This is a genomic window from Streptomyces sp. NPDC048172, assembly GCF_043202595.1.
Taxonomy (GTDB): Bacteria; Actinomycetota; Actinomycetes; order Streptomycetales; family Streptomycetaceae; genus Streptomyces.
Genome location: NZ_JBIDAT010000006.1, coordinates 628,331 through 651,301, shown reverse-complemented (window position 1 = coordinate 651,301; position 22,971 = coordinate 628,331). Strand labels below are relative to the sequence as shown.

At 74.0% G+C, this 22,971-nt stretch carries 23 protein-coding genes; 14 read left to right on the top strand and 9 right to left on the bottom strand.

Annotation, left to right across the window (positions count from 1 at the left end; all coding sequences use genetic code 11):
* Positions 1 to 15 precede the first annotated feature (15 nt).
* Complete coding sequence (locus tag ACGF3A_RS28710) at positions 16 to 312, bottom strand: hypothetical protein (protein WP_393733244.1); 297 nt, start codon at positions 310 to 312, stop codon at positions 16 to 18.
* A gap of 221 nt (positions 313 to 533) precedes the next feature.
* On the opposite strand from ACGF3A_RS28710, the gene ACGF3A_RS28705 reads away from it, so the two are divergent.
* The 3 genes from ACGF3A_RS28705 to ACGF3A_RS28695 all read left to right on the top strand — a co-directional run bounded on the left by ACGF3A_RS28705 (position 534) and on the right by ACGF3A_RS28695 (position 3,953).
* Positions 534 to 1,226, top strand: coding sequence for a TetR/AcrR family transcriptional regulator (locus ACGF3A_RS28705; RefSeq protein WP_393733243.1), 693 nt, complete (start codon positions 534 to 536; stop codon positions 1,224 to 1,226).
* A 97-nt stretch (positions 1,227 to 1,323) separates the two neighbouring features.
* Complete coding sequence (locus ACGF3A_RS28700; RefSeq protein ID WP_393733242.1) at positions 1,324 to 3,273, top strand: alpha/beta fold hydrolase; 1,950 nt, start codon at positions 1,324 to 1,326, stop codon at positions 3,271 to 3,273.
* Positions 3,274 to 3,296: 23 nt separating this feature from the next.
* Entirely contained in the window at positions 3,297 to 3,953 is a 657-nt protein-coding gene (locus tag ACGF3A_RS28695; RefSeq protein ID WP_393733241.1) for a GPP34 family phosphoprotein, read from the top strand.
* A gap of 8 nt (positions 3,954 to 3,961) precedes the next feature.
* Here the strand turns inward: ACGF3A_RS28695 and ACGF3A_RS28690 are convergent, their stop codons facing one another.
* The gene (locus ACGF3A_RS28690; protein ID WP_393733240.1) at positions 3,962 to 4,861 is read right to left on the bottom strand and encodes an NAD(P)-dependent oxidoreductase; all 900 of its coding nucleotides are present in this window, start codon (positions 4,859 to 4,861) and stop codon (positions 3,962 to 3,964) included.
* Positions 4,862 to 5,029: 168 nt separating this feature from the next.
* Here ACGF3A_RS28690 and ACGF3A_RS28685 point away from each other — a divergent pair, with 168 nt between their 5' ends.
* The gene (locus ACGF3A_RS28685; protein ID WP_393733238.1) at positions 5,030 to 5,338 is read left to right on the top strand and encodes a winged helix-turn-helix transcriptional regulator; all 309 of its coding nucleotides are present in this window, start codon (positions 5,030 to 5,032) and stop codon (positions 5,336 to 5,338) included.
* 78 nt (positions 5,339 to 5,416) lie between these two features.
* Here the strand turns inward: ACGF3A_RS28685 and ACGF3A_RS28680 are convergent, their stop codons facing one another.
* Positions 5,417 to 5,494, bottom strand: a complete 78-nt coding sequence (locus ACGF3A_RS28680; protein WP_370443954.1) for a 50S ribosomal protein bL37 — start codon at positions 5,492 to 5,494, stop codon at positions 5,417 to 5,419.
* A 192-nt stretch (positions 5,495 to 5,686) separates the two neighbouring features.
* On the opposite strand from ACGF3A_RS28680, the gene ACGF3A_RS28675 reads away from it, so the two are divergent.
* Genes ACGF3A_RS28675 through ACGF3A_RS28655 form a run of 5 tightly spaced genes read left to right on the top strand, consistent with a single transcriptional unit; the run spans position 5,687 to position 11,464 of the window.
* A complete protein-coding gene (locus ACGF3A_RS28675) occupies positions 5,687 to 7,225 on the top strand; it encodes an ABC transporter substrate-binding protein (RefSeq protein ID WP_393733237.1) in 1,539 nt (512 codons plus the stop codon).
* Positions 7,226 to 8,173 carry an ABC transporter permease gene (locus ACGF3A_RS28670; protein WP_393733236.1) on the top strand — a complete coding sequence of 316 codons (948 nt, stop codon included), beginning with the start codon at positions 7,226 to 7,228 and terminating at the stop codon, positions 8,171 to 8,173. It abuts the gene before it with no gap.
* A complete protein-coding gene (locus tag ACGF3A_RS28665; protein ID WP_393733235.1) occupies positions 8,170 to 9,021 on the top strand; it encodes an ABC transporter permease in 852 nt (283 codons plus the stop codon). Before ACGF3A_RS28670 ends, ACGF3A_RS28665 begins: the two co-directional genes overlap by 4 nt.
* Positions 9,018 to 10,673: an ABC transporter ATP-binding protein gene (locus ACGF3A_RS28660; RefSeq protein ID WP_393733234.1), complete on the top strand. Its 1,656-nt coding sequence runs from the start codon at positions 9,018 to 9,020 to the stop codon at positions 10,671 to 10,673. The genes ACGF3A_RS28665 and ACGF3A_RS28660 overlap by 4 nt, the downstream gene beginning before the upstream one ends.
* Positions 10,670 to 11,464 carry a class I SAM-dependent methyltransferase gene (locus ACGF3A_RS28655; RefSeq protein ID WP_393733233.1) on the top strand — a complete coding sequence of 265 codons (795 nt, stop codon included), beginning with the start codon at positions 10,670 to 10,672 and terminating at the stop codon, positions 11,462 to 11,464. Before ACGF3A_RS28660 ends, ACGF3A_RS28655 begins: the two co-directional genes overlap by 4 nt.
* A gap of 99 nt (positions 11,465 to 11,563) precedes the next feature.
* On the opposite strand, the gene ACGF3A_RS28650 is transcribed toward ACGF3A_RS28655, so the two are convergent.
* From ACGF3A_RS28650 to ACGF3A_RS28635, 4 genes are all read right to left on the bottom strand, one after another.
* Positions 11,564 to 11,923 carry a hypothetical protein gene (locus ACGF3A_RS28650; protein ID WP_393733232.1) on the bottom strand — a complete coding sequence of 120 codons (360 nt, stop codon included), beginning with the start codon at positions 11,921 to 11,923 and terminating at the stop codon, positions 11,564 to 11,566.
* Positions 11,924 to 11,999: 76 nt separating this feature from the next.
* Entirely contained in the window at positions 12,000 to 13,037 is a 1,038-nt protein-coding gene (locus ACGF3A_RS28645; protein ID WP_393733231.1) for an Acg family FMN-binding oxidoreductase, read from the bottom strand.
* Between the two features lie 163 nt (positions 13,038 to 13,200).
* Complete coding sequence (locus tag ACGF3A_RS28640; RefSeq protein WP_393733230.1) at positions 13,201 to 13,710, bottom strand: flavodoxin domain-containing protein; 510 nt, start codon at positions 13,708 to 13,710, stop codon at positions 13,201 to 13,203.
* Between the two features lie 55 nt (positions 13,711 to 13,765).
* A complete protein-coding gene (locus ACGF3A_RS28635; protein ID WP_393733229.1) occupies positions 13,766 to 14,344 on the bottom strand; it encodes a hypothetical protein in 579 nt (192 codons plus the stop codon).
* A 206-nt stretch (positions 14,345 to 14,550) separates the two neighbouring features.
* On the opposite strand from ACGF3A_RS28635, the gene ppdK reads away from it, so the two are divergent.
* From ppdK to ACGF3A_RS28620, 3 genes are read left to right on the top strand one after another with little or no spacing between them, the layout of a single operon-like run.
* Positions 14,551 to 17,310 carry a pyruvate, phosphate dikinase gene (gene ppdK / locus ACGF3A_RS28630; RefSeq protein WP_393733228.1) on the top strand — a complete coding sequence of 920 codons (2,760 nt, stop codon included), beginning with the start codon at positions 14,551 to 14,553 and terminating at the stop codon, positions 17,308 to 17,310.
* Positions 17,307 to 18,221, top strand: coding sequence for a universal stress protein (locus ACGF3A_RS28625; protein WP_393733227.1), 915 nt, complete (start codon positions 17,307 to 17,309; stop codon positions 18,219 to 18,221). Before ppdK ends, ACGF3A_RS28625 begins: the two co-directional genes overlap by 4 nt.
* Before the next feature lie 54 nt (positions 18,222 to 18,275).
* Positions 18,276 to 19,151, top strand: a complete 876-nt coding sequence (locus ACGF3A_RS28620; protein ID WP_393733226.1) for a universal stress protein — start codon at positions 18,276 to 18,278, stop codon at positions 19,149 to 19,151.
* A gap of 22 nt (positions 19,152 to 19,173) precedes the next feature.
* Here the strand turns inward: ACGF3A_RS28620 and ACGF3A_RS28615 are convergent, their stop codons facing one another.
* Entirely contained in the window at positions 19,174 to 19,869 is a 696-nt protein-coding gene (locus tag ACGF3A_RS28615; RefSeq protein ID WP_393733225.1) for a VOC family protein, read from the bottom strand.
* 54 nt (positions 19,870 to 19,923) lie between these two features.
* On the opposite strand from ACGF3A_RS28615, the gene ACGF3A_RS28610 reads away from it, so the two are divergent.
* Complete coding sequence (locus tag ACGF3A_RS28610; protein ID WP_393733224.1) at positions 19,924 to 20,664, top strand: MerR family transcriptional regulator; 741 nt, start codon at positions 19,924 to 19,926, stop codon at positions 20,662 to 20,664.
* Positions 20,665 to 20,972: 308 nt separating this feature from the next.
* Here the strand turns inward: ACGF3A_RS28610 and ACGF3A_RS28605 are convergent, their stop codons facing one another.
* Complete coding sequence (locus ACGF3A_RS28605; RefSeq protein ID WP_393733223.1) at positions 20,973 to 21,623, bottom strand: TetR/AcrR family transcriptional regulator; 651 nt, start codon at positions 21,621 to 21,623, stop codon at positions 20,973 to 20,975.
* Between the two features lie 130 nt (positions 21,624 to 21,753).
* On the opposite strand from ACGF3A_RS28605, the gene ACGF3A_RS28600 reads away from it, so the two are divergent.
* Positions 21,754 to 22,965, top strand: coding sequence for a cytochrome P450 (locus tag ACGF3A_RS28600; protein WP_393733222.1), 1,212 nt, complete (start codon positions 21,754 to 21,756; stop codon positions 22,963 to 22,965).
* Positions 22,966 to 22,971 lie beyond the last annotated feature (6 nt).

The following is a 22,971-nucleotide window of genomic DNA, read 5'->3' as shown; positions in this document are numbered from 1 at the left end:
CGTCCGACCGGCGGATCAAGGCACCGTGGGCGTGCTCCCGACTTCGAGACAGACGAACGAGTAGTCGTCCGGGCCGTTCCGTTCGGCGCGGCGGCGGGCTTCGGCCTCCGCCTCCTGGCACCCCTTGCCGAGCTCGTCGACGTCGGGGAGCCGGGGAGTGGGGGAGAGGGACGGCCGTCGGTCGCGCGGGTCGCCGGGCGACGGTCCGTCGGGCGGCTGGAGCGCGAGCGTCGCGCCCGCGCCCGTGAGGCAGAGCGCCAGCCACACCCCGCCCGTCCACGCCCACGCGCGCGCCCTGTGCGACATGCTCACCCGCGCCGTCCCCTCTCGTCTCCGGACGCCAAGCCCTGCGCGGGCTCCGGTGGTTGGGCGCATCCTGCCACGCCCGCAGTGGCGCGCCGCGGGGCGCCCGGCCGCTGTGCGATCACACGCTTCCGGGGCGACCGCTGTTCGCCGTACCCCACTCGCGCAATGCGTCACTTAATGACATACTGTCGCTTGGCGACGTCAAGAGCGAAGGGTGGCGAGGTGCCATGGCGACGGGGAAGAACGGCGGGGGAGGGATGAGTGGGGAGCGGCGAGCCCGGCTGCGGCTGGAGATCTCCAGGGAGGCGGCGCGGCTGTTCTGGGCGCAGGGCGTGGCCGCCACGAGCGGCGATCAGATCGCGGAGGCCGTCGGCCTCTCCACGCGCACCATCTGGCGGCACTTCCGCAGCAAGGAGAGCTGCGCCGAGCCGATCGTCCACCGGGGCGTGGTCACGCTGCTGCGCGTGCTGCGCCGCTGGCCCCGGCACCTCTCCCTGGAGGACCACCTGGTCGCCGAGCTGGCGGCGATCCGCGGCGGGATGCCGTCCGCCGAGCTGGAGGACGAGCTGCTGGGGACGAAGATGATCCTGCTCGCCGACACCGAACCGGCGCTGCGCACGGCGTGGTTGATGGCCTGCGACGAGACGGAGCGGGAGATGACCGCGATCATCGGAGAGCGCCTCGGCCGCGCGGCGGACGATCTGGAGGTGCGGACGCACGCCGCGGCGGCCGCGGCGGTCGTCCGGGTGCTCGACGAGCACATCGGCGCGGCCGTCGTCGCCGACATCGGCGGCACGGAGTACCGGGACGTGCTGGTCGTGTCCCGGAGCTTCGCGCACGCCATCCACACGGCCACCTGCGGCATCGTGGGCGAACCTGTCGAACCTGTCGAACCCGCCGAGCCCGCCGGGGCCTTCTGAACCGCCGGGTCCGCCGGGCCGTGGAGCCCGTGAAGTCCGCCGCCCGAGGCCCCGGGGCAATCGACCGTACCGAGAACATCCGAGAAGGAGTGCCCGTATGTCCGTCCCCCCACCCGAGGTTCCGCGTCTCGCCGTCGAGGACTTCTTCGGCGCCCCCGCCCGCACCGGAGCGGCGATATCGCCGGACGGCACCAGAATCGCGTATCTGGCGCCGTGGAAGGGCCGCCTGAACGTCTGGGTGGAGAGCGTCGAGGAAGGAGAGGGAGGAGACGAGGCAGGGGGCGCGCGCTGCGTCACCGCCGACGACAACCGCAGCGTGCACAGGTACCACTGGACCGACGACCCGCGCTGGCTGCTCTACGAGCAGGACGGCGACGGCGACGAGGGCTGGCACCTCCACCGGGTGGACCTGGAGGACCCGGGCGCCGAAGCCGTCGATCTCACCCCGTTCCCCGGCGTCACGGCCGTGGGCTTCGAGGCGTCCGTCTCCCGGCCGGGCACGGCGCTGCTGCACCTGAACCGCAGGCACCCCGCCGAGTTCGACCTCTACGAACTCGACATCGCCACCGGCGCGCTGACGATGCTGGCCCAGAACCCGGGCCAGGTGGCGGGGTGGCTGCGGACGCCCGGCGGGGAGCTGTACGTCCAGTCGCTGACGCCCGAGGGAGACATCGAGCTGGCGCAGTGGGACGGGACGGGGACGGGGGCAGGGGCTGGGGAGCCGCGCCGGGTCGCCACGTTCCACGGCGCCGACCATCCGATGGGCGTCCTCCCCTTCCAGCTCACCCCGGACGGCACGGGCCTGTGGATCGGCTCCTACCGGGACACCGACCGGAACCGGCTCGTCCGGCTCGATCTGGCCAGCGGCGAGGAGACGGTGGTCGACAGCCACCCGGAGTTCGACCTCGACACCCGGTCCGCGGTCTTCCCCACGCTGCCCCCGCCCCTGATCCGCCACCGGCGCACCGGTGAGCTGATCGGGGCCCGCTACCTCGGCGAACGGCAGGTGATCCACGCGCTGGACCCGCACTTCGCGGCCGTACTGGCGGAGCTGGAGAAGCTGTCCGACGGCGACGTGGGCGCCCTCTCCTCCGACGAGAGCGGGCAGCGCTGGGTCGTCACCTTCACCCACGACCGCGATCCCGGCGCCACCTGGTTCTACGACCACGTCACCGGGCGGAGCAGGCTGCTCTTCCGGCCGTACCCGCACCTGGGCCCCGAGGTCCTCGCGCCCATGACGCCCGTGACGGTCACCGCGCGCGACGGCCTGGCGCTCCCCTCGTACCTGACCCTGCCGCTCGGGGCGGACAGCCGCGACGGTGCCGTGCCCGGTGGGCTGCCGCTGGTGCTGCTCGTGCACGGCGGGCCCTGGAGCCGCGACAGCTGGGGGTACCACCCCGTCGTCCAGCTGCTCGCCCACCGTGGATACGCGGTGCTCCAGGTCAACTTCCGCGGCTCGACCGGATTCGGCAAAACGTTCCTCAAGGCCGGGATCGGCGAGCTGGCGGGGAAGATGCACGACGACCTCGTCGACGCCGTCGACTGGGCCGTGGCGGAGGGGTACGCGGACCGGAGCCGCGTCGCGGTCTTCGGCGCCTCGTACGGGGGCTACGCCGCGCTGGTCGGCGCCACCTTCACCCCCGGCGTGTTCGCCGCCGCGATCGACTTCTGCGGCATCTCCGACCTCGTCAGCTTCCTGCGCACCGTTCCCGAGTTCGCGCGCAGGCACCTGGCCAACAACTGGTACCTGTACGCGGGCGATCCGGAGGACCCGGAGCAGGCGGCCGAGCTGCGCGCCCGTTCGCCGATCGACCGGGTGGACGCGATCCGTGCGCCGCTGATGGTGGTCCAGGGCGGCAACGACGTCCGCGTCGTCCAGGCCGAGTCGGACCGGATCGTCGACGCGGTGCGCGCCCGCGGCGTCGAGGTCGAGTACCTCGTCAAGGAGAAAGAGGGGCACGGCTTCGTCAATCCGGAGAACAACATCGACGTCTACCGGGCCGCCGACCGCTTCCTCGCCCGCCACCTGGGCGCCCCGCGCCCCTGAAGAGAAATCCGAGGAGAAGAGACATGCACGCGACCCTGCCCCAACGCCTCTTCCTGCTCTGCTACACGGTGGAGAAGGAGAAGTTCGAACTCACCAACCTCCAGGGACGCGGCCAGCTGCTGCGCGCCGGCGCGCTGGCCGAACTGACCCTCGACGGGCGGCTCCACCCGGAGGGCGGGAAGGGCTTCCGGCGGCCGGACGCCGAGCCGCCGGAGGACTCCTTCCTCGCGGAGGTGTGGCACGACGTGCCCACCGACAAGCCCAAGGGCTGGCTCTCGCTCGTGCACGGCAAGGCGCATACGTCCGAGAAGCCCGTCCGTCTCCAGCTCGCCGCCACCGGCGCGGTCACCATCCAGCACGACAAGTGGATGAAGATGCTCGCCGTCGACCGGGTCGCCGTCACCGATCCGGAGCGGGTGCGCGCCGAGCAGAAGACGGTGCGCGAGGCCGTGTTCGGCGGCCCGGACCCGGCGGCGGTCCCCATGGCCGAGCTGACGATGGCCGTCCTCGCGGCCGAGGTCGAGGTGACCTCGGTGTTCACCGGCAAGGAGCGCGCCGAGCACAAGCGGACCCTCAAGGTCCTCGCCGCCCGCTTCGACGACGCCGTCCCCGGACTCCGCAAGGCCCTGCGCGACTCGTACCTGTCGAGCCGGGCCGTCGGGGGCGGCTGGGGCACGTGAAGGGGTGTTTACGCGGCCGGTGACGCCGGTGACGGCTTCTTGAGCACCTCCGTCAGCGCGGAGATGCTGTGGTCGCCGTGCCCGGCGGCGACGGCGCGTTCCAGCAGTTCGTGGAAGGGCCTGTGCCACCCCACGTCGAGGGCGGCCTCCTTCCCGAGCTCCTCGTCGTGGGCGGCCCCGGCCAGGAAGAGGTTCACGGAGGAGGCGGGCTCGCCGTACTCGCCCCGGTCGATCTCCCCCGCGAAGACCGGCAGCAGCGAGATGATCATCTCGAACCACTTCTCGGTGTACGGCACCAGGGATCCGGCCGTGAGGCCGCGCGCCTGCATCGCCGCCGCGCCCTGGAAGAAGCCGACGAGCGCGGGCAGCAGGGTGCCGCCCACCGCCATCTCGTAGAGGGCGGCGAGATCCGGGTCGTCGCCGAGGTGGACGGTGTGGCCGCCGAGCACCCGCAGCGTCGGGGCGAACTCGTCGAAGACGGCGCGGTCGCCGCCGTAGTAGAGCAGGGTGTCCTCGGCGCCCACGGCCGACGGCACGTTCTTGACCGCGCCGTCCAGGTGGCGCACGCCGTGCCCGGCCGCCCACGCGGTCATCTCGCGGGCACCGGACGGCGAGCCGCTGTTGAGGGTCACGAGGGCTTTGCCCTTGAGCGCGGCGGCGGCCGGTGCGAGGGCCTCGATCGTGTTCTCGTACGTGGTGAAGCAGGTGACGGTCAACGGGCTCGCCCCGACCGCCTCTTCCATCGTCCGCGCGTGCACGGCCCCTTGGGCGACGAGCGGTTCGGCCTTCGACGCCGTTCTGTTCCATACGGTCGTCGGATGTCCCGCTTCCAGGAAGGCGGCGGCCAACGCGCTGCCCATCGAACCCAGTCCGACGACGGTCACGGGAATGCGGTGCTGCCTGGTCATACGTAACTCCTGACTGCTCTTGGCGATTGCACTCGGCGATTGCTCTCGGCGGGAGGAGGCTCCATGCTGCGGCGGGCACCAACATTTCGACAAGTACCTACAATTCTGTGCGGTACCCACAATTCTGTGAGGGGAATTTCGGTGCAGAAGCGGAAATACACGTGCGGTATGGACGCCGCAATCGACGTCATGGGAGGGAAGTGGAAGGGGTTGATCCTCTTCTGGCTCGGTGAAGGGCCGCTCCGCTTCGGGGAGTTGCGGCGGGCGGTGGAGGGCATCAGTGAGCGGATGCTGATCCTGCACCTGCGGGAGCTGGAGGCCAGTGGTCTGGTGCACCGCGAGGCGCATCCGGAGGTGCCGCCGAGGGTGGAGTACTCGCTGACGGAGTTCGGCCGTTCGCTCGTCGACGCTCTCGCGCCCCTCGGTCAGTGGGGCGAGGACAACATCGACCGGCTGGAGGCGATCCCGCGGACATGAGCGCGGACATGAGCGCGGGGCCGGGCCCGGCGGAGGATTCCGCCGATCCCGGCCCCGGCCGCTGTCCCGCTCCTGTGGTCAGGACTGGGGGCGGCTGCCGTGGTTCGCGCCGTTCTTGCGGCGAGCCTTCTTCTTGCGGCGGCGCTTGGAAGACATGACTCTCCCCTTTCGCTCGGTTCTATCGGCCACTTTGCACCCTTTCACAGGGGTATGCGAGGTGGTCAAACCGGCGCCGGATGTCCAGGAGGCACGGTAGTCGGGGTGTCTTGCCCTGTCCGGCGAGCTGGTGGAATGATCTCGCTTGGTACTTGCACATGATGTGCAACAAGGGAGTGGGCGGGAGGAGCCGTGGCTGCGGAACGTACGCGGCGGCAGGTCCTCGGACTGGCGGCGGGCGGCGGCGCGGCCACGCTGCTCGCGGCGTGCGAGGGCGACACACAGGACAACACGGGGCGTCCGAGGCGCGGCGGGGTGCTGCGCGCGGCGTTCCCGGGAGCGGGCGCCAAGGAGACGCTCGACCCGCACAAGCAGCGGCAGTTCGTGGACATCGCCCGCCACAAGGCGGTCTTCGACAAGCTCGTCGAGCTGGGGCCCACCCTGCGCCCCGTGCCCCGGCTCGCGAAGAGCTGGGAGTCCGACGCGGACTCCACGGTATGGAGATTCCGGCTGCGCGACGCGGTCTTCCACGACGGGCACCGGCTGGAGGCCGAGGACGTCCTCTACAGCCTCCGGCGCATCCTCGACCCCAAGGCCGCCGACCACCTCGGCGCCAACTCGCTCTCCTCCCTCGACCTGGACCGCAGCCGCGCGCTCGGCAAGGACACCGTCGAGCTGCGGCTGAAGAGGCCCAGCGCCGAGTTCCCCTCGCTGCTCGCGGGCACCGGCGTCGTCATCGTCCGCAGCGGCTACCGGAACCCGGAGAAGCCGGTGGGCACCGGACCCTTCCGGTTCGGCTCCTTCCGCGCCGGACGCTCCTTCACCGCGCACCGCTTCGACGACCACTGGGGCGGCGATCCGTACCTGGACGAGCTGCGCGTCCTCTCGGCGGAGACCGAGGCGCGCGGCAGCGCCGTACAGGCGGGCGAGGTCGACTACGCGCACGAGATGAGCCCCACCTTCGCCCGCCTCGTCGAGGGCAACTCCCGGGTGAAGCTGGTCGCGACCCCGCTGAGCGGCGTCAACGGCTTCGCCCTCAAGACCGACCGGCCGCCCTTCGACGACCCCGACGCCACCCTCGCCGTCAAGCTGCTCGTGGACCGCCGCCGCCTCGTCGAGGTCGTGGACGGCAACCGGGGACGGATCGGCAACGACCTGTACGGCAAGGGCTACCGCTACTACCCCGAGGGCCTGCCGCAGCGCGAGCGCGACGTCGCCGAGGCCCGCCGCCTCGCCCGGCGCAGCGGACTGCACAGGAGGCGGCTCACCTTCTACACCTCCACCGCCGCCGACGGCTTCGTCAACGCGGCCCAGCTCTTCGCCGACATGGCCGACGAGGCGGGCATCGGCGTCAAGGTCGTCTCCGGCCCGCCCGAGACCTACTTCACCGACCAGCTCAAGACGGGCGACATCGGCAACCACCGCTGCGGGGCCATGCCCATACCCACCTACGTCTCCCAGCGCCTCCTCGACGGCTCCCCGCAGAACGCCAGCGCCTGGCAGCGCCCGGCCTTCGACAAGGAGTTCACCCGGGCCGAGGGCGTCAAGGACGAGGAGCGCCGCACCCGCGCCTACGACGCGCTCCAGCGGACCGTGCGGGACGAGGGCGGGCTCGTGCTGTGGAGCCACCCCGACTGGCTCAACGCCGTCTCCACCTCCGTGCACGGCGTGAAGCCCGCAGCGCCCAACACCGTCGACTGGGCGCGGTTCGACTCCGTGTGGGTGGACTGAATGGCACGCCACGCGCTGCGCAGGATCTGGCTGGCCGCGGGCCAGCTCGCGCTGCTCTCCGTCCTCGTCTTCCTGCTGACGTCCCTGCTGCCGGGCGACGCGGCGGACGTGCTCTTCAACGAGAAGACCGGGACCGAGCAGATCGCCCGGCTGCGCGCCGAGATGGGGCTCGACAAGCCGCTGGCCGAACGGTTCCTCGACTGGTCCGGCGGTCTGCTCACCGGCGACCTGGGCACCTCGTTCACCGGCGGCCAGCCCGTCACCCGGATCGTCGCGGAGTCCGTCGGCGCCACCGCCGTGCTCGCCGGGGTCACCGTCCTCCTCGCCGTACCGCTGGCCCTCGCCCTCGGGCTGCTGGCCGGATGCCGCCCCGGCGGGCGCTTCGACCGTACGGTCACCGCCGTCACCCTCGCGCTCGACTCGATCCCCGACTTCGTGCTGTCCCTCGCGCTCGTCGCCGTGTTCGCGCTGAAGCTGGGCTGGCTGCCGTCCACCTGGATCGGCGCCACCACCGGCGACCTCTTCGCACGCCCCGGACTGCTCGTCCTGCCCGTCGTCGTGCTGCTCGCCCGCACCGTGTGCCAGCTCGCCCGGCAGGTACGGGCCGGGACCCTGGGGGCGCTGCGCTCCGGGTACGCCGTCCAGGCCCGGCGCCTGGGTGTGGGCCGCACCCGCCTCGTCCTCCGTCACGTGCTGCCCAACGCGGCGGTGCCGGGTGTGCAGCAACTGGCGCGTACGGGCGACACGCTGCTCGGCGGCGTCCTCGTCGTCGAGGCCGTCTTCGCCGTGCCCGGCACCGCGACGGCCCTCATCGACGCGGTGCAGAGCCGCGACATCCCCACCGTCCAGGCGCTGACGCTGCTGCTGGCCGCCGTGGCGCTCTTCCTGAACCTCGCGGCCGACCTCGTCTCGCACCGGCTCTCCCCGAAGGCGGAGGTGCTCAGATGACCGCCGCGCGGAAGGGCAGGCGGGCCGCAGGCGCCGTGACCACGGTCCTCGCGGCCGTGCTCTTCGCCGTGCCCGTCTCCGTCGCGGTCCTCGGGCCGCTCCTCGCGCCGTGGGCCGAGGAGTCGGGGCCCGGCGCGCCCTACGCGCTGGACGGGCGCCACCCCCTCGGCACCGACGGCCTGGGCCGGGACGTGCTCGCCCTGCTGCTGCGCGGCGGGCCCAGCGCGCTCGGCTCGGCGGTGGGCGCGGTCGCCGTCGCCTATCTGATCGGCGGCGCGCTCGGCCTCGCCGCCGCCGTCAGCCGCCACCGCTGGCTGGACGAGCTGCTGATGCGGCCCGTCGAGGTGATCCTGCCCATCCCCTCGCTGCTCGTGATCAGCGTCGTCGGCGTCGGCCGCCAGGGGCAGGCGCTGGCCATCACCGCCGCCGTCGCGCTCGTGAACGTACCCGCCGCCGCGCGCCTCGTACGGGCCGCCGCGCTCCGCGCCGCGAGCAGCCCCGTGGCGGAGGCCATGCGGCTCCAGGGCGAGTCGTGGCCGCGCATCCAGCTCGGGTACGTCGGCGGCTCGGTGCTGCCCGTCGTCGCCGCCGACGTCGGCACCCGCGTCACGACCGCCGTGTTCACCGTCGCCGCCGCGAACTTCCTCGGCCTGGGCCTCCAGCCGACCTCGCCCGACTGGGGCGTCACGATCGCCGCGAGCCGGGAGGCGCTGCTCGTCCAGCCGTGGTCGGTGTGCGCGCCCGCCGCGATGCTCGTGATGTTCACGGTCGGGCTGAACCTGCTCGCCGACCGGTTCCTGACGTACGGCGAGCCCCGTGCGCGGCGCCGCAAGGAGGTCACGGCATGACGTCCGGCCCGCTGATCGAGGCCCAGGGCCTCACCGCCCGTACCGCCGACGGCGCGGTGCTCGTGGACGGCGTCGACCTCGCCCTGCTGCCCGGCAGCGTCACCGCGCTCGTCGGCCCCTCCGGCAGCGGCAAGACGACCATGGCGCTCGCGCTGCTGGGCGAGGCCGGAGAGGGCGTGCGGCTGTCGGGGCGCGTACGCGTGGACGGCACGGAGGTCGTCGGCGCCGACGGGGTGCGGGCCGGGGCCGCACGCGTACGCGGCGGCACCGTCGCCTATCTGCCGCAGCACCCGGGCAGCGCGCTCAACCCCGCGCGCCGTACGGGCCCGGTCCTCACGGAACTCGCCGCGCTGCACGCCCCGTCCACGGACGAGCGTCGGCGGACGGCCGTACGCGTCCGCGCGCGGGAGGCCATGGAGCAGGCCCAGCTGCCCGGCGACCGGGCGACGCTGCGGCGCTTCCCGCACCAGTTCTCCGGCGGGCAGCAGCAGCGCGTCGCGCTCGCCCAGGTGCTCGCCTGCGGACCCCGCGCGATCGTCCTCGACGAGCCGGGCACGGGCCTGGACACCGTGACGAAGGCGGCCCTGACCCGCGAACTGGCCCGGCTCGCCGCCGCCGGTGCCGGCCCGGCGATCCTGCTGCTCAGCCACGACCACGCGATGGTGCGCGCGCTCGCCGAGGAGGCGGTGCTCCTGGAGGGCGGACGCGTCACGGCGCGGGGCACGCCCGACGCCGTACTGCCGCCCCTGCCCGCGCCCCTGCCCGCGCCCCGGCCCACGGAGCCGGACCGGGCCGAGGGCGTAAGCCCTTCCCGTACGCCGCTGTTCGAGGCGCGCGGGCTCACCGCGTGGCTGCGGCGGCGCGGCCGCGACGACGTGCTGCACGAGGTCTCGCTCCGCCTGCTCCCCGGCGAGTGCCTCGGCGTGGCGGGCCGTTCGGGCAGCGGCAAGACCACCCTCGCGCGCTGCCTGGCGGGGCTCCACGAGCGCCGCCACGGCGACGTCCTCCTCGACGGCGAGCCCCTGCCGGTGCTGCGGCGCCGCGACGAGGCGCAGAAGCGGCGGGTGCAGTACGTGTGGCAGGAGGTCCACGGCTCGTTCGACCCCCGCCGCCCGGTCCTCGACCAGGTCGCCCGTACGGCCGTGCGGCTGCGCGGACTCACGGCCGTACGGGCGCGGGAGCGGGCGGTGGAGCTGCTGGACGAGCTGGGGGTGCGGGAGACGACCGCGGCACGCCTCCCGGGCGGGCTCTCCGGCGGGGAGCTGCAGCGCGCCGCCTTCGCGCGTGCGGCGCTGGCGGAGCCGGACGTGCTGGTGTGCGACGAGGTCACGAGCGCGCTCGACGCGGAGGTGGCCGAACGCATCCTGGCCCGGCTCGGCCGGATGCGCCGCGAACAGGGCACGGCCGTCGTGTGGATCGGCCACGACCTGCGGCTGCTGCGCCGGGTCGCGGACCGGATCCTCGTGCTCGACGGCGGCCGGGCCGTCGACACGGGGGAGTGCGCCGAGGTGCTGGCCCGCCCGGGCGCGGACGCGACCCGGCGCCTGCTCGAAGCGGAACACCTGGGCGGCGAACGGGGCGAACGGGGCGAACGGGGCGGCCGCGGCGAACACGTGACGACCACCGACACAGCGAGGAGAGGAACGACGTGACCGAGACGTCCGTACAGCGCGACTGGCAGGCCTGGCAGCGGAGCTGGGACCGCCAGCAGGAGTGGTACATGCCCGACCGCGAGGAACGGTTCCGGGTGATGCTCGACGTCGTCGAGGCCGTGGCCGGACCCGAACCCGTCGTCCTGGACCTGGCCTGCGGCACCGGCAGCATCACCGGACGGCTGCTGGAACGGCTGCCCGGCGCCCGCAGCACCGCGCTCGACCTGGACCCGGTGCTGCTGTCCATCGCGCGCGGCACGTTCGAGGGCGACGAGCGGGCCGAGTTCGTCACCGCGGACCTGACCGACCCCGACTGGCCCGTCGCTCTCCCGCGCCGCCCGTACGACGCGGTGGTCACGGCCACGGCGCTGCACTGGCTCTCCGCCGACGCGCTGCGGACCGTCTACGGCCAGATCGCCGGAGTCCTGCGCGACGGCGGCGTCTTCCTCAACGCCGACCACATGCGCGACGACGAGGCGCCCCGCCTCAACGCCGCGCTGGACTCCTTCCACGCCGCCCGCAAGGAACGCGAACTGGCCGACGGCGCGCAGGACTGGCGCGCCTGGTGGACGGAGGTCGCCGACGACCCGGTGCTCGCCGCTCCCGCGCGGAGCCGCTTCGAGCTGTTCGACGACCCCCGCGTGCCCAAGCCCGGCGGCGACGGCAGGATCCGCGAGGGCCGCCCCGTCACCACCGCCTGGCACCTGGAGGCGCTGGACGGGGCGGGCTTCGCGGAGGTCCGCCGCATGTGGTGCTCCTCGACGGACGCGGTGCTGGCCGCCCTGCGCTGAGCGCCCCCGGGCATGCGAGGAGGGCCGGGGCCTTCCGCCCCGGCCCTCGCCGCTGCTCCTGCTCCCGAGCCCCGCTTCACCCCGGGGTGGGGGCGGGGGTCAGCAGGTGACCACCTTGCCGTACGAGCCGAGGCGCCAGTGCCAGGTCCACGCCTGGCCGTGCTGGTAGGTCAGACAGCGTGAGTCGGGGCCGCGGTCGATGACGACCTTGAGGTGCATGGCCCGGCCGCAGTCGTTCCCCACGGTCACCTTCTTCTCGTGCTTGATGACGTCCCGGCGGACGCACGCGGGCGCGGTGCCCATCACGGCCGCCTTCGACGCGGCGGCACCGCCGGGCGCGGAGGGCGCGGCGGGAGCGGCGGGCGCCGCCGTGGCCGGGCCCGCCGCGAGGGCGAGCCCGCTCCCGAGGAGCGTCGCGGCGGTGCAGAGCGCGAGCGAGGTGCGCGAGGGTTTCTTCATGGGCCGGGGTTCCTCTCCATCGGCGGTACGGACGCGGAGCAGCACTACCCGACGCCGTACCGCCGCACGCCCGCGTTCACCCGCGCTGCTGACCAGCGGGAACGGTGTACGAATGCGGCGCGCGGCTGCCGGTGCGCGCCGTGTCGAGCACCGCCTGCACCGGCAGTCGCGCGCCCGCCGGGCCCGGCGGCCCGTAGCCGAGCCGTACGAGCATCTGGACGTGGCGCGCGGGCCGTTCGGCGCCGCCCAGGGCCCCGCGCAGATCGGGCCATTCGAGCGCCTGGTGCAAGAGCGAGGCGCGTACGCGGTGGACCGTCGCGAGGAGCAGCACGTGTTCGAGAGCCTGGCCCGCGCGGAGCCAGTCGACGCGGCGGTCGTGCGGCGTGGACAGCACGGCGAGGAGGGGACGCGGCTCGAAGAGGCGGCTGGGCAGCATGCCCGTGCGCCGGGCACCGGTGAAGTCCCGTACGGGCACGCGGCCCCGCGCGTCCTGCGGCCCCAGCGTGCCCGCGGCGAGTCCCAGTCCGCCGCCCCCGGGGCCGCTGACCCAGTCGCGGGTCTCGGCGCGGCGCGCGGCGTCGGCGGCGTCCCGGCGCTCGCCCTTGGCGGTCAGCGCCAGCAGCCTCGCCACCTCGTCCGGCGCGGGGAAGCGGAGCGTGGCGCCCTCGGTGTGCGCGGCCTCCGCCAACTCGGCCCGCACCGGCTCGGGCACGGGGTGCCCGGTGAAGGGGAACCGGCTGCTCCGGCGCCGCCACAGCGCCTCGTACAGCTCCTTGCGGTGCGGCCCCGCGCTCCGCGCCGCGTCGGCCAGCCGTACGGTCGCCAGGAGCGCCGGGTCGGCGGGGTCGGGGAGCATCCGGACGACCGGGCGCCACCCGTGGCGGGCGACGGCCACCCGCAGGTTGAGCACGGCGGCGCCGATCGACACGTGGAGCGCCCGGCCCGCCGGGTCGGCGCACGGCAGCGTCCGTTCGGAGGCGGCGCGCACGGCGAGGGTGAGCGTGTCGGGGTCGAGGCGGTAGTGCCAGGGCTGGGTGTTGTGGATCGAGGGTGCCGCCACCGCTGCGGAGATCAGCTTTTCCAGGGTGGCCGCGTCGAGAGCGACGGTACGCATGGCCGGTTCCTCCTCCGGTACGGCGGCTGCGGCGCTGTGCCGCATGCCCTCCACTCTTCGCCGCGCGCCTCTCCCGTGCGAAGGGCCGAACAGGCTCGCCCCTCCGGCGAACGTCCCGGACGGTGGGGCCCTGACGGGCCATCGCGGGGACGGCCCCCGGGGGTCACTTCGTGACCGTCGCCCCCGTCAGTTCCCGGCCGACAGCGGTCGCCCAGGCGGTGATGTGGTCCCGGTCGCGGAAGTCGCCGCCCTTGCCGGAGGCGAGGATGCGGCGGGCCAGCCAGCCCTGCGCGCCGTCGGCCAGGCGGCCGCCGAACGTGGCGTGGGCGCGGGCGTTCAGGCGATGGGCGGCGTGGCGCACCTGCCGGGTGGCGGGGATGTCCCGTTCGGCGGCGCTGCTGTCGAGGGGGCCGCTGCTGAAGAGCCAGACGGGCTTGTCCCGCAGGGCGCGCGCGTGGCGGTGGGCGAAGCGCGTGGCGTCGCGGTGCCAGCGGCCCGCGTACAGCGCGCCGCCGAGGACCACGGCGTCGTACTCCCCGGGGGCGCGGACGGACGCGGCGGGCTTCGCCACCGCCTCGCACCCGGTGGAGCGCAGCGCTTCGGCGATCCATTCGGCGATCTCCGCCGTGGAGTTGTTCCTGCTGCCGTAGGCGACCAGTACGTGGACGGACATGTGCTTCCCCTCTCGCTTCTCGCTTCTCGCTTCTCGCCTCTCGTAAGGCGCGTGGTCAGTGCTCGCGGTAGTGGGTCCAGCGGGGGCCGACCACGTCCCACTCCCGCTCCCAGGCGGCGAGCCGCGCGTCGTCGAGGCGCCCGCGCAGCCACCACCAGGCACCCGCGACGAGCACCGCGGTGAAGGCGCCGGCCGCGAGGCCCGTGGCGACGCCGGAGTCGAGTGCTTCCTGCCGCGTCGCGGGAGGCGGCACCGGGCGTCCCTCCGCCGAGAGCCAGACGCGGACACGGTCCCCCTCGTGCCGCCCGGCGCGGGTGAAGACGGTCCCCGTACGGGAGCGGCCTTCGTCCGTGCGCCACTTGGCCCGCGCCGGGACGCGCTTGTTGCCGGTCATGGCGCGGGTGGCCGTGCCGGAGGTGTCCTCCAGGAGCTTTCCGGTCACCGCGTGGTACGTACGCACCTGCTCGTGCCGCGCCGCCGCCGCGCTCTCGTACGCGACGCTTCCGGCCACCGCCCCCGCCGCGGGCGCTCCCAGGAGCAGGGCGAGCGCCGAGAGCAGGCCCAGCCAGGCGTCCCTGCGGTCCCAGGGCCGCCGCAGCGGGCTCCGTCGCCAGCGCCACGTCCACCGTCGCATCGCCGCCGCCCCCTCTCCCCGTCGTCCCCTCCGTTCTTCGACAGTGCGCCGGGACACCCCCGGTGGACAGGGCAGAACCGGCTATCCGGCGGGGCCGAACGGCCCTCGTGCGCCTCCCCTTCGGCCCATTCGGCCCTGTGGTCCCGCCACGCCCCGGCACGAGCATGGAGGAGGGGGAGGGGCGGACGGGGAGGGAGGACCGGGCCATGTCCGCATACGTGTACGCGTTCGGCGAGGGCGACCGGCACATGGCGGAGCTGCTCGGCGGCAAGGGCGCCAACCTGGCGGAGATGACCAGGCTCGGCCTGCCCGTACCGCCCGGCTTCACCGTGACCACCGGCGTGTGCCGCCACTTCCTGGAGACCGGGGCCGAACCTCCCGGGCTCGACGAGGAGATCGCCGCCGCGCTCTCCCGGCTGGAGTCCGCCACGGGGCACCGGCTGGGCCAGCCCGACGACCCGCTCCTGGTCTCCGTGCGCTCCGGGGCCCGGAACTCCATGCCGGGCATGCTGGAGACCGTCCTCGACATCGGGCTCACCGAGGAGAGCGTCCCCGGACTGGCCCGGCTCACCGGGCGCCCCCGCTTCGCCCGGGACTCCTACCGGCGGCTGCTCCAGATGTTCGGCAGCACGGTCATGGGGCTCGACCCGGAACTCTTCGAGCAGGCGCTGGAGCGGCGGAAGGAGGAGCGGGGGGCGGGCCGGGGCGCGGACCGGGGGGCCGCTCCCGACGCCCGGCTCGGCGCGGACGAACTGGCCGCGCTCGCCGCCGACTTCCGGCGGATCATCCGATCCGGTACGGGCGAGGAGTTCCCGCAGGACCCCGCCGAGCAGCTGCGGCGCGCGATCCGTGCCGTCTTCACCTCCTGGAACGGCGAACGCGCCCGCGTCTACCGCCGCTACCACCACATCCCCGACGACCTGGGTACCGCGGTCAACGTCCAGGCCATGGTCTTCGGCAACCTCGGCCCCGACTCCGGCAGCGGCGTCGCCTTCACCCGCGACCCCGTCACCGGCGCGCCCGGCCTCTACGGGGAGTACCTCCCCGAAGCGCAGGGCGAGGACGTCGTCGCGGGCGTGCGTGACGCCCTCCCGCTGAGCGAGCTGGAGCGCCTGGACCCGGCGGCGTACGCGCGTCTGACCGAGTGCGCGGGGCTGCTGGAGTGCCGCTACCAGGATCTGTGCGACCTGGAGTTCACCGTCGAACGCGGCACGCTGTGGATGCTCCAGACGCGGGTCGGCAAGCGCACCGCCGAGGCCGCGTTCCGTATCGCCTACGACATGGCGGACGAGCACCGGATCACCCCGCACGACGCGCTGCGCCGGGTGACCGGCGACGAGCTGGCCCGGCTGATGTTCCCCCGCTTCGCCGTCGAGGGCACCGCGCGCCCCCTGGCCCGCGGCATCGCCGCCTCGCCGGGCGCCGCCGTGGGCGTGGCCGTCTTCGACTCCGCCGAGGCGGTGCGGCGGCGCGCGGTGGGGGAGCGGACCGTGCTGGTCCGCCGCGAGACGTCCGCCGAGGACCTGCCGGGGCTGGTCGCCGCCGACGCCGTGGTCACCAGCCACGGGGGCAAGACCAGCCACGCCGCCGTCGTCGCGCGCGGCATGGGCAAGGTCTGCGTGTGCGGCGCCGACGCGCTCGCCGTCGACCCGGTACGCCGCCGGTTCGTCCTGCCCGACGGCTCCCAGGTGCGCGAGGGCACCCCGCTCTCCGTCGACGGCACCGAGGGCACCGTGCACCTCGGCACGCTCCCGCTGACCGAGTCCCCGCTCATCCGCCACCTGGAGTCGGGCGGCGGGCCCACGGGCGTGGCGGTCCCGGTCGGCCGGGCGCTGGCCCACGCCGACCGCATACGGCGGCTGGAGGTACGGGCGAACGCCGACACCCCCGAGGACGCGGCCCGCGCCCGCCGCTTCGGCGCCCAGGGCATCGGCCTGTGCCGCACCGAGCACATGTTCCTCGGCGAACGCCGCGTGCTGATCGAGAACATGGTCCTGGCCCGGGACGAGAAGGAACGCCACCGCGCCCTGGCCGCGCTGCTGCCGCTCCAGCGCGCCGACTTCACCGGCATCCTCCGTGCCATGGACGGGCTGCCCGTCACCGTACGGCTGCTCGACCCGCCGCTCCACGAGTTCCTGCCCGGCCGTACGGAGACCGCCGTACGGATCGCCGCCGCGCAGGCCGGAGGGAACGCGCCCGACCCCCGGGACCTGCGGCTGAGCGAGGCCCTCGACCGGCTCGTCGAGCAGAACCCGATGCTGGGGCTGCGCGGCGTGCGGCTCGGCCTCGTCGTGCCCGGCCTGTTCGCCCTGCAGACCCGGGCGCTCGCCGAGGCCATGGCGCGGCGGCTGGACGAGGGCGGCGACCCGCGGCCCGAGATCATGGTGCCCCTCGTCGCGGAGGCGGCGGAGCTGCGTGTGGTGCGCGAGGCCGTCGAGCGCGTGCTCGCGGAGGTGTCCGAGGCCACCGGGCACCGCCTGCACTGCCCGGTCGGCACCATGATCGAGCTGCCGAGGGCCGCGCTGACCGCCGACCGCATCGCCGCGCACGCGGACTTCTTCTCCCTCGGCACCAACGACCTCACCCAGACCACCTGGGGGCTCTCCCGCGACGACGCGGAGACGAACGTCCTGCCCGCCTACCTCGACCAGGGCCTCCTGCGGGCCTCGCCCTTCGAGACGATCGACCCCGAGGGCGTCGGCCGGCTCGTCCGCACGGCGCTGGAGCGGGGCCGCGCCGCGCGCCCCGGCCTGACCGTGGGGGTCTGCGGCGAGCACGGCGGCGACCCCGCCTCGGTGCACTTCTTCCACAGGGCCGGGCTCGACTACGTCTCCTGCTCCCCGTTCCGCGTGCCGGTGGCCCGTCTGGAGGCCGGGCGGGCGACGATCCTCCAGGAGCCCCGGGACACGAGGGGCGACACGGACGGCACGGACGGACGCCAAGAGGAACGAGGCGAAAGCGCATGACCGACACCCGCGACCACGTCGTCGTCGGCTACGACGGATCGGCACCGGCCGCCCGCGCCGTGGACCGCGCGGCGGCCGAGGCCGCCCGGCGCGGCACCGGGCTCGACGTGCTGTGCGGCTGGCCCTGGTCGCCCCACGCCTTCCCCGCCCCGGACCTCGGGCCCACCGTGGACGCCTCCGCCGCCCACCGCGACGCCGCCCGGGCCGCGCTCGACGCGCTCGTCGCGCACGTACGGCGGAACCACCCGGGGACGCCGGTCACCGCGACGCTGACCGAGGAGGCCGCCGCGCCCACGCTGATCCGCGCGAGCCGCGACGCCGCGCTGACCGTGGTCGGCCCACGGGGGCACGGCGGCTTCGCCGGGCTGCTCCTCGGCTCGGTCGGCCTGCGCGTCGCCGCGCACTGCGAGGGGCCGCTGCTGGTGGCGCGCGGCGACGAGGACGAGCACGAGCGGGACTCAGAGGTCCGGAACACGGTGCTGCTCGGCGTGAAGTCCGGCGCCGACGCCCCGGCCGTACGCTTCGCGTTCGAGGAGGCCGGGCGGCGGGGCGCGCGGCTGAGCGTGCTGCACGCCTGGCAGTACCCGCCGATCCCGCGGGGGGCGCGCGTGCCGCCCTCGGAGCATGACGCGCTGGACCTGGAGGAGTACCGCAAGTCGGCGGAGAACGTCGCGCGCGACGCCGTCTCCCCGTTCCGCGAGGAGTACGCCGACGTCGCCGTCGAGGCCGACCACACCTGCGCGGACCCCGCCCCCGTACTGCTGGAGGCCAGCCGCGCGGCGGACGTCGTCGTCCTCGCGGCTCACCGCCCCCGCCACCGGCTCTCCCTCCAACTGGGCCCGGTCACCCACGCACTGCTCCACCACGCCCACTGCCCGGTCGTCCTGGTGCCCATCGGCGTGGCCCGCTGAGGCCGCAGAGGGCCGACGGCAGGGAACCTACGAGGAAGAAGGAGAGGTGGCGTCATGGGTCAGCCTGTGATCGCCGGAATCAACGGCTCGCCGGAGAGCGTCGCGGCGGCGGCATGGGCCGCCGACGAGGCCGTACGCAGGAAGAGCCCGCTCCGGCTGCTCTTCGCGGACGAGGCGCTCCAGGCCCTCCGGGGCGGGGCCCCGGACACGCCCCCGCTGCCGGAGACGCTCGCGCCGCTGGAGCACTCCCGCACCGCGCTGCGCACCACCCGCGACCGGCTCGCCGCCCGCCATCCCGGCCTGGACGTCACCGTCGAGGAGCGCCCCGAGGAGCCGCGGCAGGCGCTGGAGGAGACCTCGGAGAACGCGGCGCTGACCGTGCTCGGCTCCAACGGCCTCGGCGTCTTCACCGGGTTCATGGTCGGCTCCGTCGCGCTCTCCGTCCTCGCCCACGCCCGCGGCCCCGTCGTGCTCGTACGGGAGGGCTGGAAGGACCCGGAGCGGGGGAACGTGGTCCTCGGGCTCGATCTGGAGCGGCCCTGCGACGACCTGATCGAGTTCGCCTTCACGAGCGCGGCGCACCGTGCGGTCCCGCTGCGCGTGGTGCACGCCTGGCGGCTGCCGCTCACCTACGGCTACGACCCGGGCATCATGGAGCCCGGCACCGGCCCCGAGATGGAACGGGACCGCTTCCGCGAACTGGCCTCGGCGCTGCGCCCGTGGCGGAACGCGTTCCCCGCCGTGGAGGTCGCCGAGCAGGTGTGGGCGGGCCGGGCCGGTGCGTGTCTGGCGCAGGCCGCGCAGGACGCTTCCCTGGTCGCGGTCGGCAGGCACCGTCGGCACCTGCCGGTCGGCTCCGCCGTCGGCTCCGTCGCCCACGCCCTGCTCCACCACGCCCCCTGCCCGGTCGCGGTCGTCCCGCACGACTGACCGGCCGCGACTGGGACGACTGTCAGGCCGGATCCGCCACCCGATGGCAGACGGCCTCCACGTTGTTGCCGTCGGGGTCGCGGACGAAGGCCCCGTAGTAGGACGCGTGGTACTCGGGGTGGAGGCCGGGCGCGTGCAGGCTCTCGGCGCCCGCCGCGAGGGCCGCGGCGTGGAAGGCGTCCACGGCGGCACGGTCGGTCGCCGTGAAGGCGAGGTGCAGTTCGCGCGCGGGCGCCTCGTCGGTCGCGGGGACCAGCCAGAGGGGATGCCCCGTGGTGCCCGTGGTCCCGAAGCTGATGTTCTCCCCGAACCGCTTCTGGCGCTCGCCGCCCAGCGGGGCGAGCACGGCGTCGTAGAAGGCGGCGCTGGCCGCGATGTCGCGGACCTGGACGGCTATGTGATCCAACATGCCCCCACCGTGCCGCACCGCAGGGGGAGTTGTCGTATCGGGGCGCTGGTCCAGCCACCTGGCCAGTTCGTCCCCCGCCTCGTCGTACCCGGCGTCGCGGATCCGCTGGAGCTCGCGTACGTCGCCCCGTGCGGTCGCGCGCCGGGTGAGCAGGAGCCCGGCGCGCTGGGAGCCCTCGTCCAGCAGTTCGCTCAGCTCTCCCGTGTCGTCGGCCGCGTCGGCGAGGTCGGCCAGGCGGTCCAACGCGGTCTCGTTGCCCTCGTCGGCCAGTTCGCGCAGGGTTTCCCGATCGATGTACGTGTGCGTCATGGCGCCATCGTGCGACCCTGCCCCAGGGGCAAGGTCAAGTGGCACGATGACCGTGTGATCACCATCGGGCAGCTCGCCAGGTACGCCGGGGTCTCGGTGAAGACCGTGCGCGTCTACCACGCCAAGGGGCTGCTTCCCGAGCCCGGCCGCGACGCCTCGGGCTACCGGCGTTACGGCGCGCGCGACGCCATCGACCTGATCAAGATCCGGACGCTCGCCGAGGCGGGCGTACCGCTGGCCCGTATCCGTGAGTTGAGAGCGGCGCCCGACGAGCGGCTCCCGCAGGCGTTGCGGGAGGTCGACGATGAGCTGACCGACCGTATCCGCGCCCTGCGCGAAGCCCAGGAGCGTCTGCGGCGGCTCGCCGCCGGGCACCTGTCCGCGCTGCCCGCCGAGGTCGGCGCCCATGTGGAGGACCTGGGGCAATGGGGCTTCTCCCCTAGGTGGCTGGACCTCCAGCGCGACCTGTGGATTCTCGTGTTCGCCGCCCACCCGGACCAGGCGGCGACGCTCTTCGAGGACCAGCGCGCGAGCCTGGCCGACCCCGCGCTGCGGCGGCTCTTCCTCGCCTACGACCGGGCGCACGACCTCGACGCCGACGACCCTCGTATCGACGGTCTCGCCCGCCGCATCGCCGAGGCGGCCCGCGAGCGTTACGGCCCCCACGACCCGCCCGAGCTGGACGCGGCCTCCGCCGTCCCGGCCCTCGTCCAGAGCGCCGTCAACGCCTCGTCCCCCGCGTGGCGACGGCTCGACGGGCTGCTCCGCGAGCACCTCGGCATGCGGCGCGAATGAGGTTCGCGGGGCCGGTGACACCTCAAGGCCGGAAGGTCTCGGGCGGCTGCTCGGTCCGCTGCAGGGTCCCCGGGAAGTGCTCGGCCCAGGTGGCGTGGTTCCTGGCGATGTCCTGGACGCTGAGCAGGGTGAAGCGGCACGGGCAGCCGCAGTCCGATCCGTGCGTACAGCCACTCCAGGTCAGACCGCGTGCACGGGCCCGGCAGCGGCGCCTCGTCGCGCGCGTACCGGGAGATCCACCGTTCGATCCTCTGCCATGACTCCTCGACCGTAGGGGCATCGCTGTCACTCCCGTCGCCTTCGTGCGGTCACTGTGGGGACAGTTGGACGAAGCTGAGCGATGTGGCCAGGCGTTCGCGGTGTTGGCGCAGGGCGGTGGGGGTGACTCCTCGGGCGGCTGTCGCGCGGGCGAGGTCGTCGGTTGCCACCTTGAACGCGGCGTTCATGGCGGACGCCTGGACGCGGATGTCGAGTGAGCCGGGGGGCTGGCCCGTGCGTGCGGCGAGGACCTCGGCGAAGGTGTCCTCCGCGCGTTCGCGGAGGACCAGGTAGACGGCTCGCAGTGCGGGCTCGCCATGGGTCATCCGTACGACCGAGAGCACGGCCTCGACGTCCGCGCCGGAGGACGAGCCGAGGACGGGCTGGTAGGCGGCGCGCAGATGTTCGGTCAGGTCGGCATCGGGCGGCCACGTGTGCAGGGCCGCCCGGAAGGCGTCGATCATCTTCGTGAGGAGCGGTTCCACGCAGCTCTCTTTGCTGGAGAAGTAGCGCCACAGGGTGCGTTCCGAGACTCCTGCGGTTCGGGCGATCTGCTCGCCGGAGGTGGCGGTCACGCCCTGTTCGGCGAAGAGCCGGACCGCGTGGCGGGAGATGACGAGGCGTTGCCGTCGGCGTTGCTCCTCGCTCACCGGCGGCCGTCCCCGGCGCGGTGCGGCGCTGCCGCTGCTGCTGTCGCTCATGAAGCCCCCCCTCTCTCTCCGGGGGATCTAAGCACGCCGCCGGCAGCCGCCGACTGGCCGAAATCTTTATTGGCGGCAACTGTCAATAAAGTTAGGGTCGAGCTGCCTCGAAGATCACAGGAGGAGAGCCATGAGCGTTGCCGCCGGGCATTCCCAACTGCCGTTCGCCAGGCCGAACGTGCTCGATCTCGCACCCCTCTACGAAGTCCTGCGCCGGGAGGCTCCCGTCACCCCCGTCACCACACCGGCGGGCGATCCTGCCTGGCTGGTCACGCGGTTCGAGGAGGTCGGCGACCTGCTCGGTGACGCACGGCTCGGCCGGTCGCACCCCGAGCCGGAGCGGGCGTCACGCATCTCCACCGCGGCGGTCTCGGAAGGGCCCTCGGGCAACTACGCCACCGAGCAAGCCGATCACGCGCGGATGCGCAGACTGCTGACCCCGGCGTTCGCGGCCAGGCGGATGCGGACGCTCACCGATCACATCCAGCACCTGGTCGACGGCTACCTCGACCAGCTGGCCGTGGAGCACACGTCCACGCCCGACGGCGTGGTCGATCTCCACGCCGGTCTGGCCTTTCCCCTGCCGGTCGCGGTCATCTGCCGGCTGCTGGGCGTGCCCGCGAGCGACGACGCGTACTTCAGCGCACTGTCGCAGCGGATGGCCGATCTCGCCATCGGTGACGACGCCCGCCGGGCCCGCGAGGAGTTCCACGCCTACATGGCCGGTCTCGCCGAGTCCAAGCGCGGGCGGCCGGGCGAAGACGTCATCTCCGACCTGGTGCGCGCCCAGAGCGCCGATCCGGGGTACGACTACGACGAGATGATCCGGCACTGCGTCGGCCTGCTCTTCGCCGGGCACGAGACCACGGTCAACCGGATCGGCCTGGGTGTGCTCTTCCTGCTCACCCGCCCCGGCCCGTGGGATGCGCTGACGGGCGACCCGGACGGCCGTGTCAACGCCACCGTCGAGGAGATCATGCGCCTGGGCGCCCCCGGGGACCTCGGGCTGCTGCGGTACGCCCACACCGACGTCGAGATCGCCGATGTCACGATCCGGCGGGGCGACGCGGTGATCCTGTCGGTCAACTCCGCCAACCGCGACCCGTCCGTCTACTCCGACGCGGAGACCTTCCGCCCCGACCGCCCCGAACGCACCCATCTCGGCTTCGGCCGCGGCGCCCACTTCTGCATCGGCGCGAGCCTGGCCCGCACCGAACTGCGCGTCGTGTTCGCCACCCTGGCCGGACGCCTCCCCGGGCTGCGACTCGCCAAGGAGCTCGACGAGTTCGAGGCCCGTACCACCCTCACCGGCGGCGTCACCGAACTGCCCGTGACCTGGTGAGCAGGG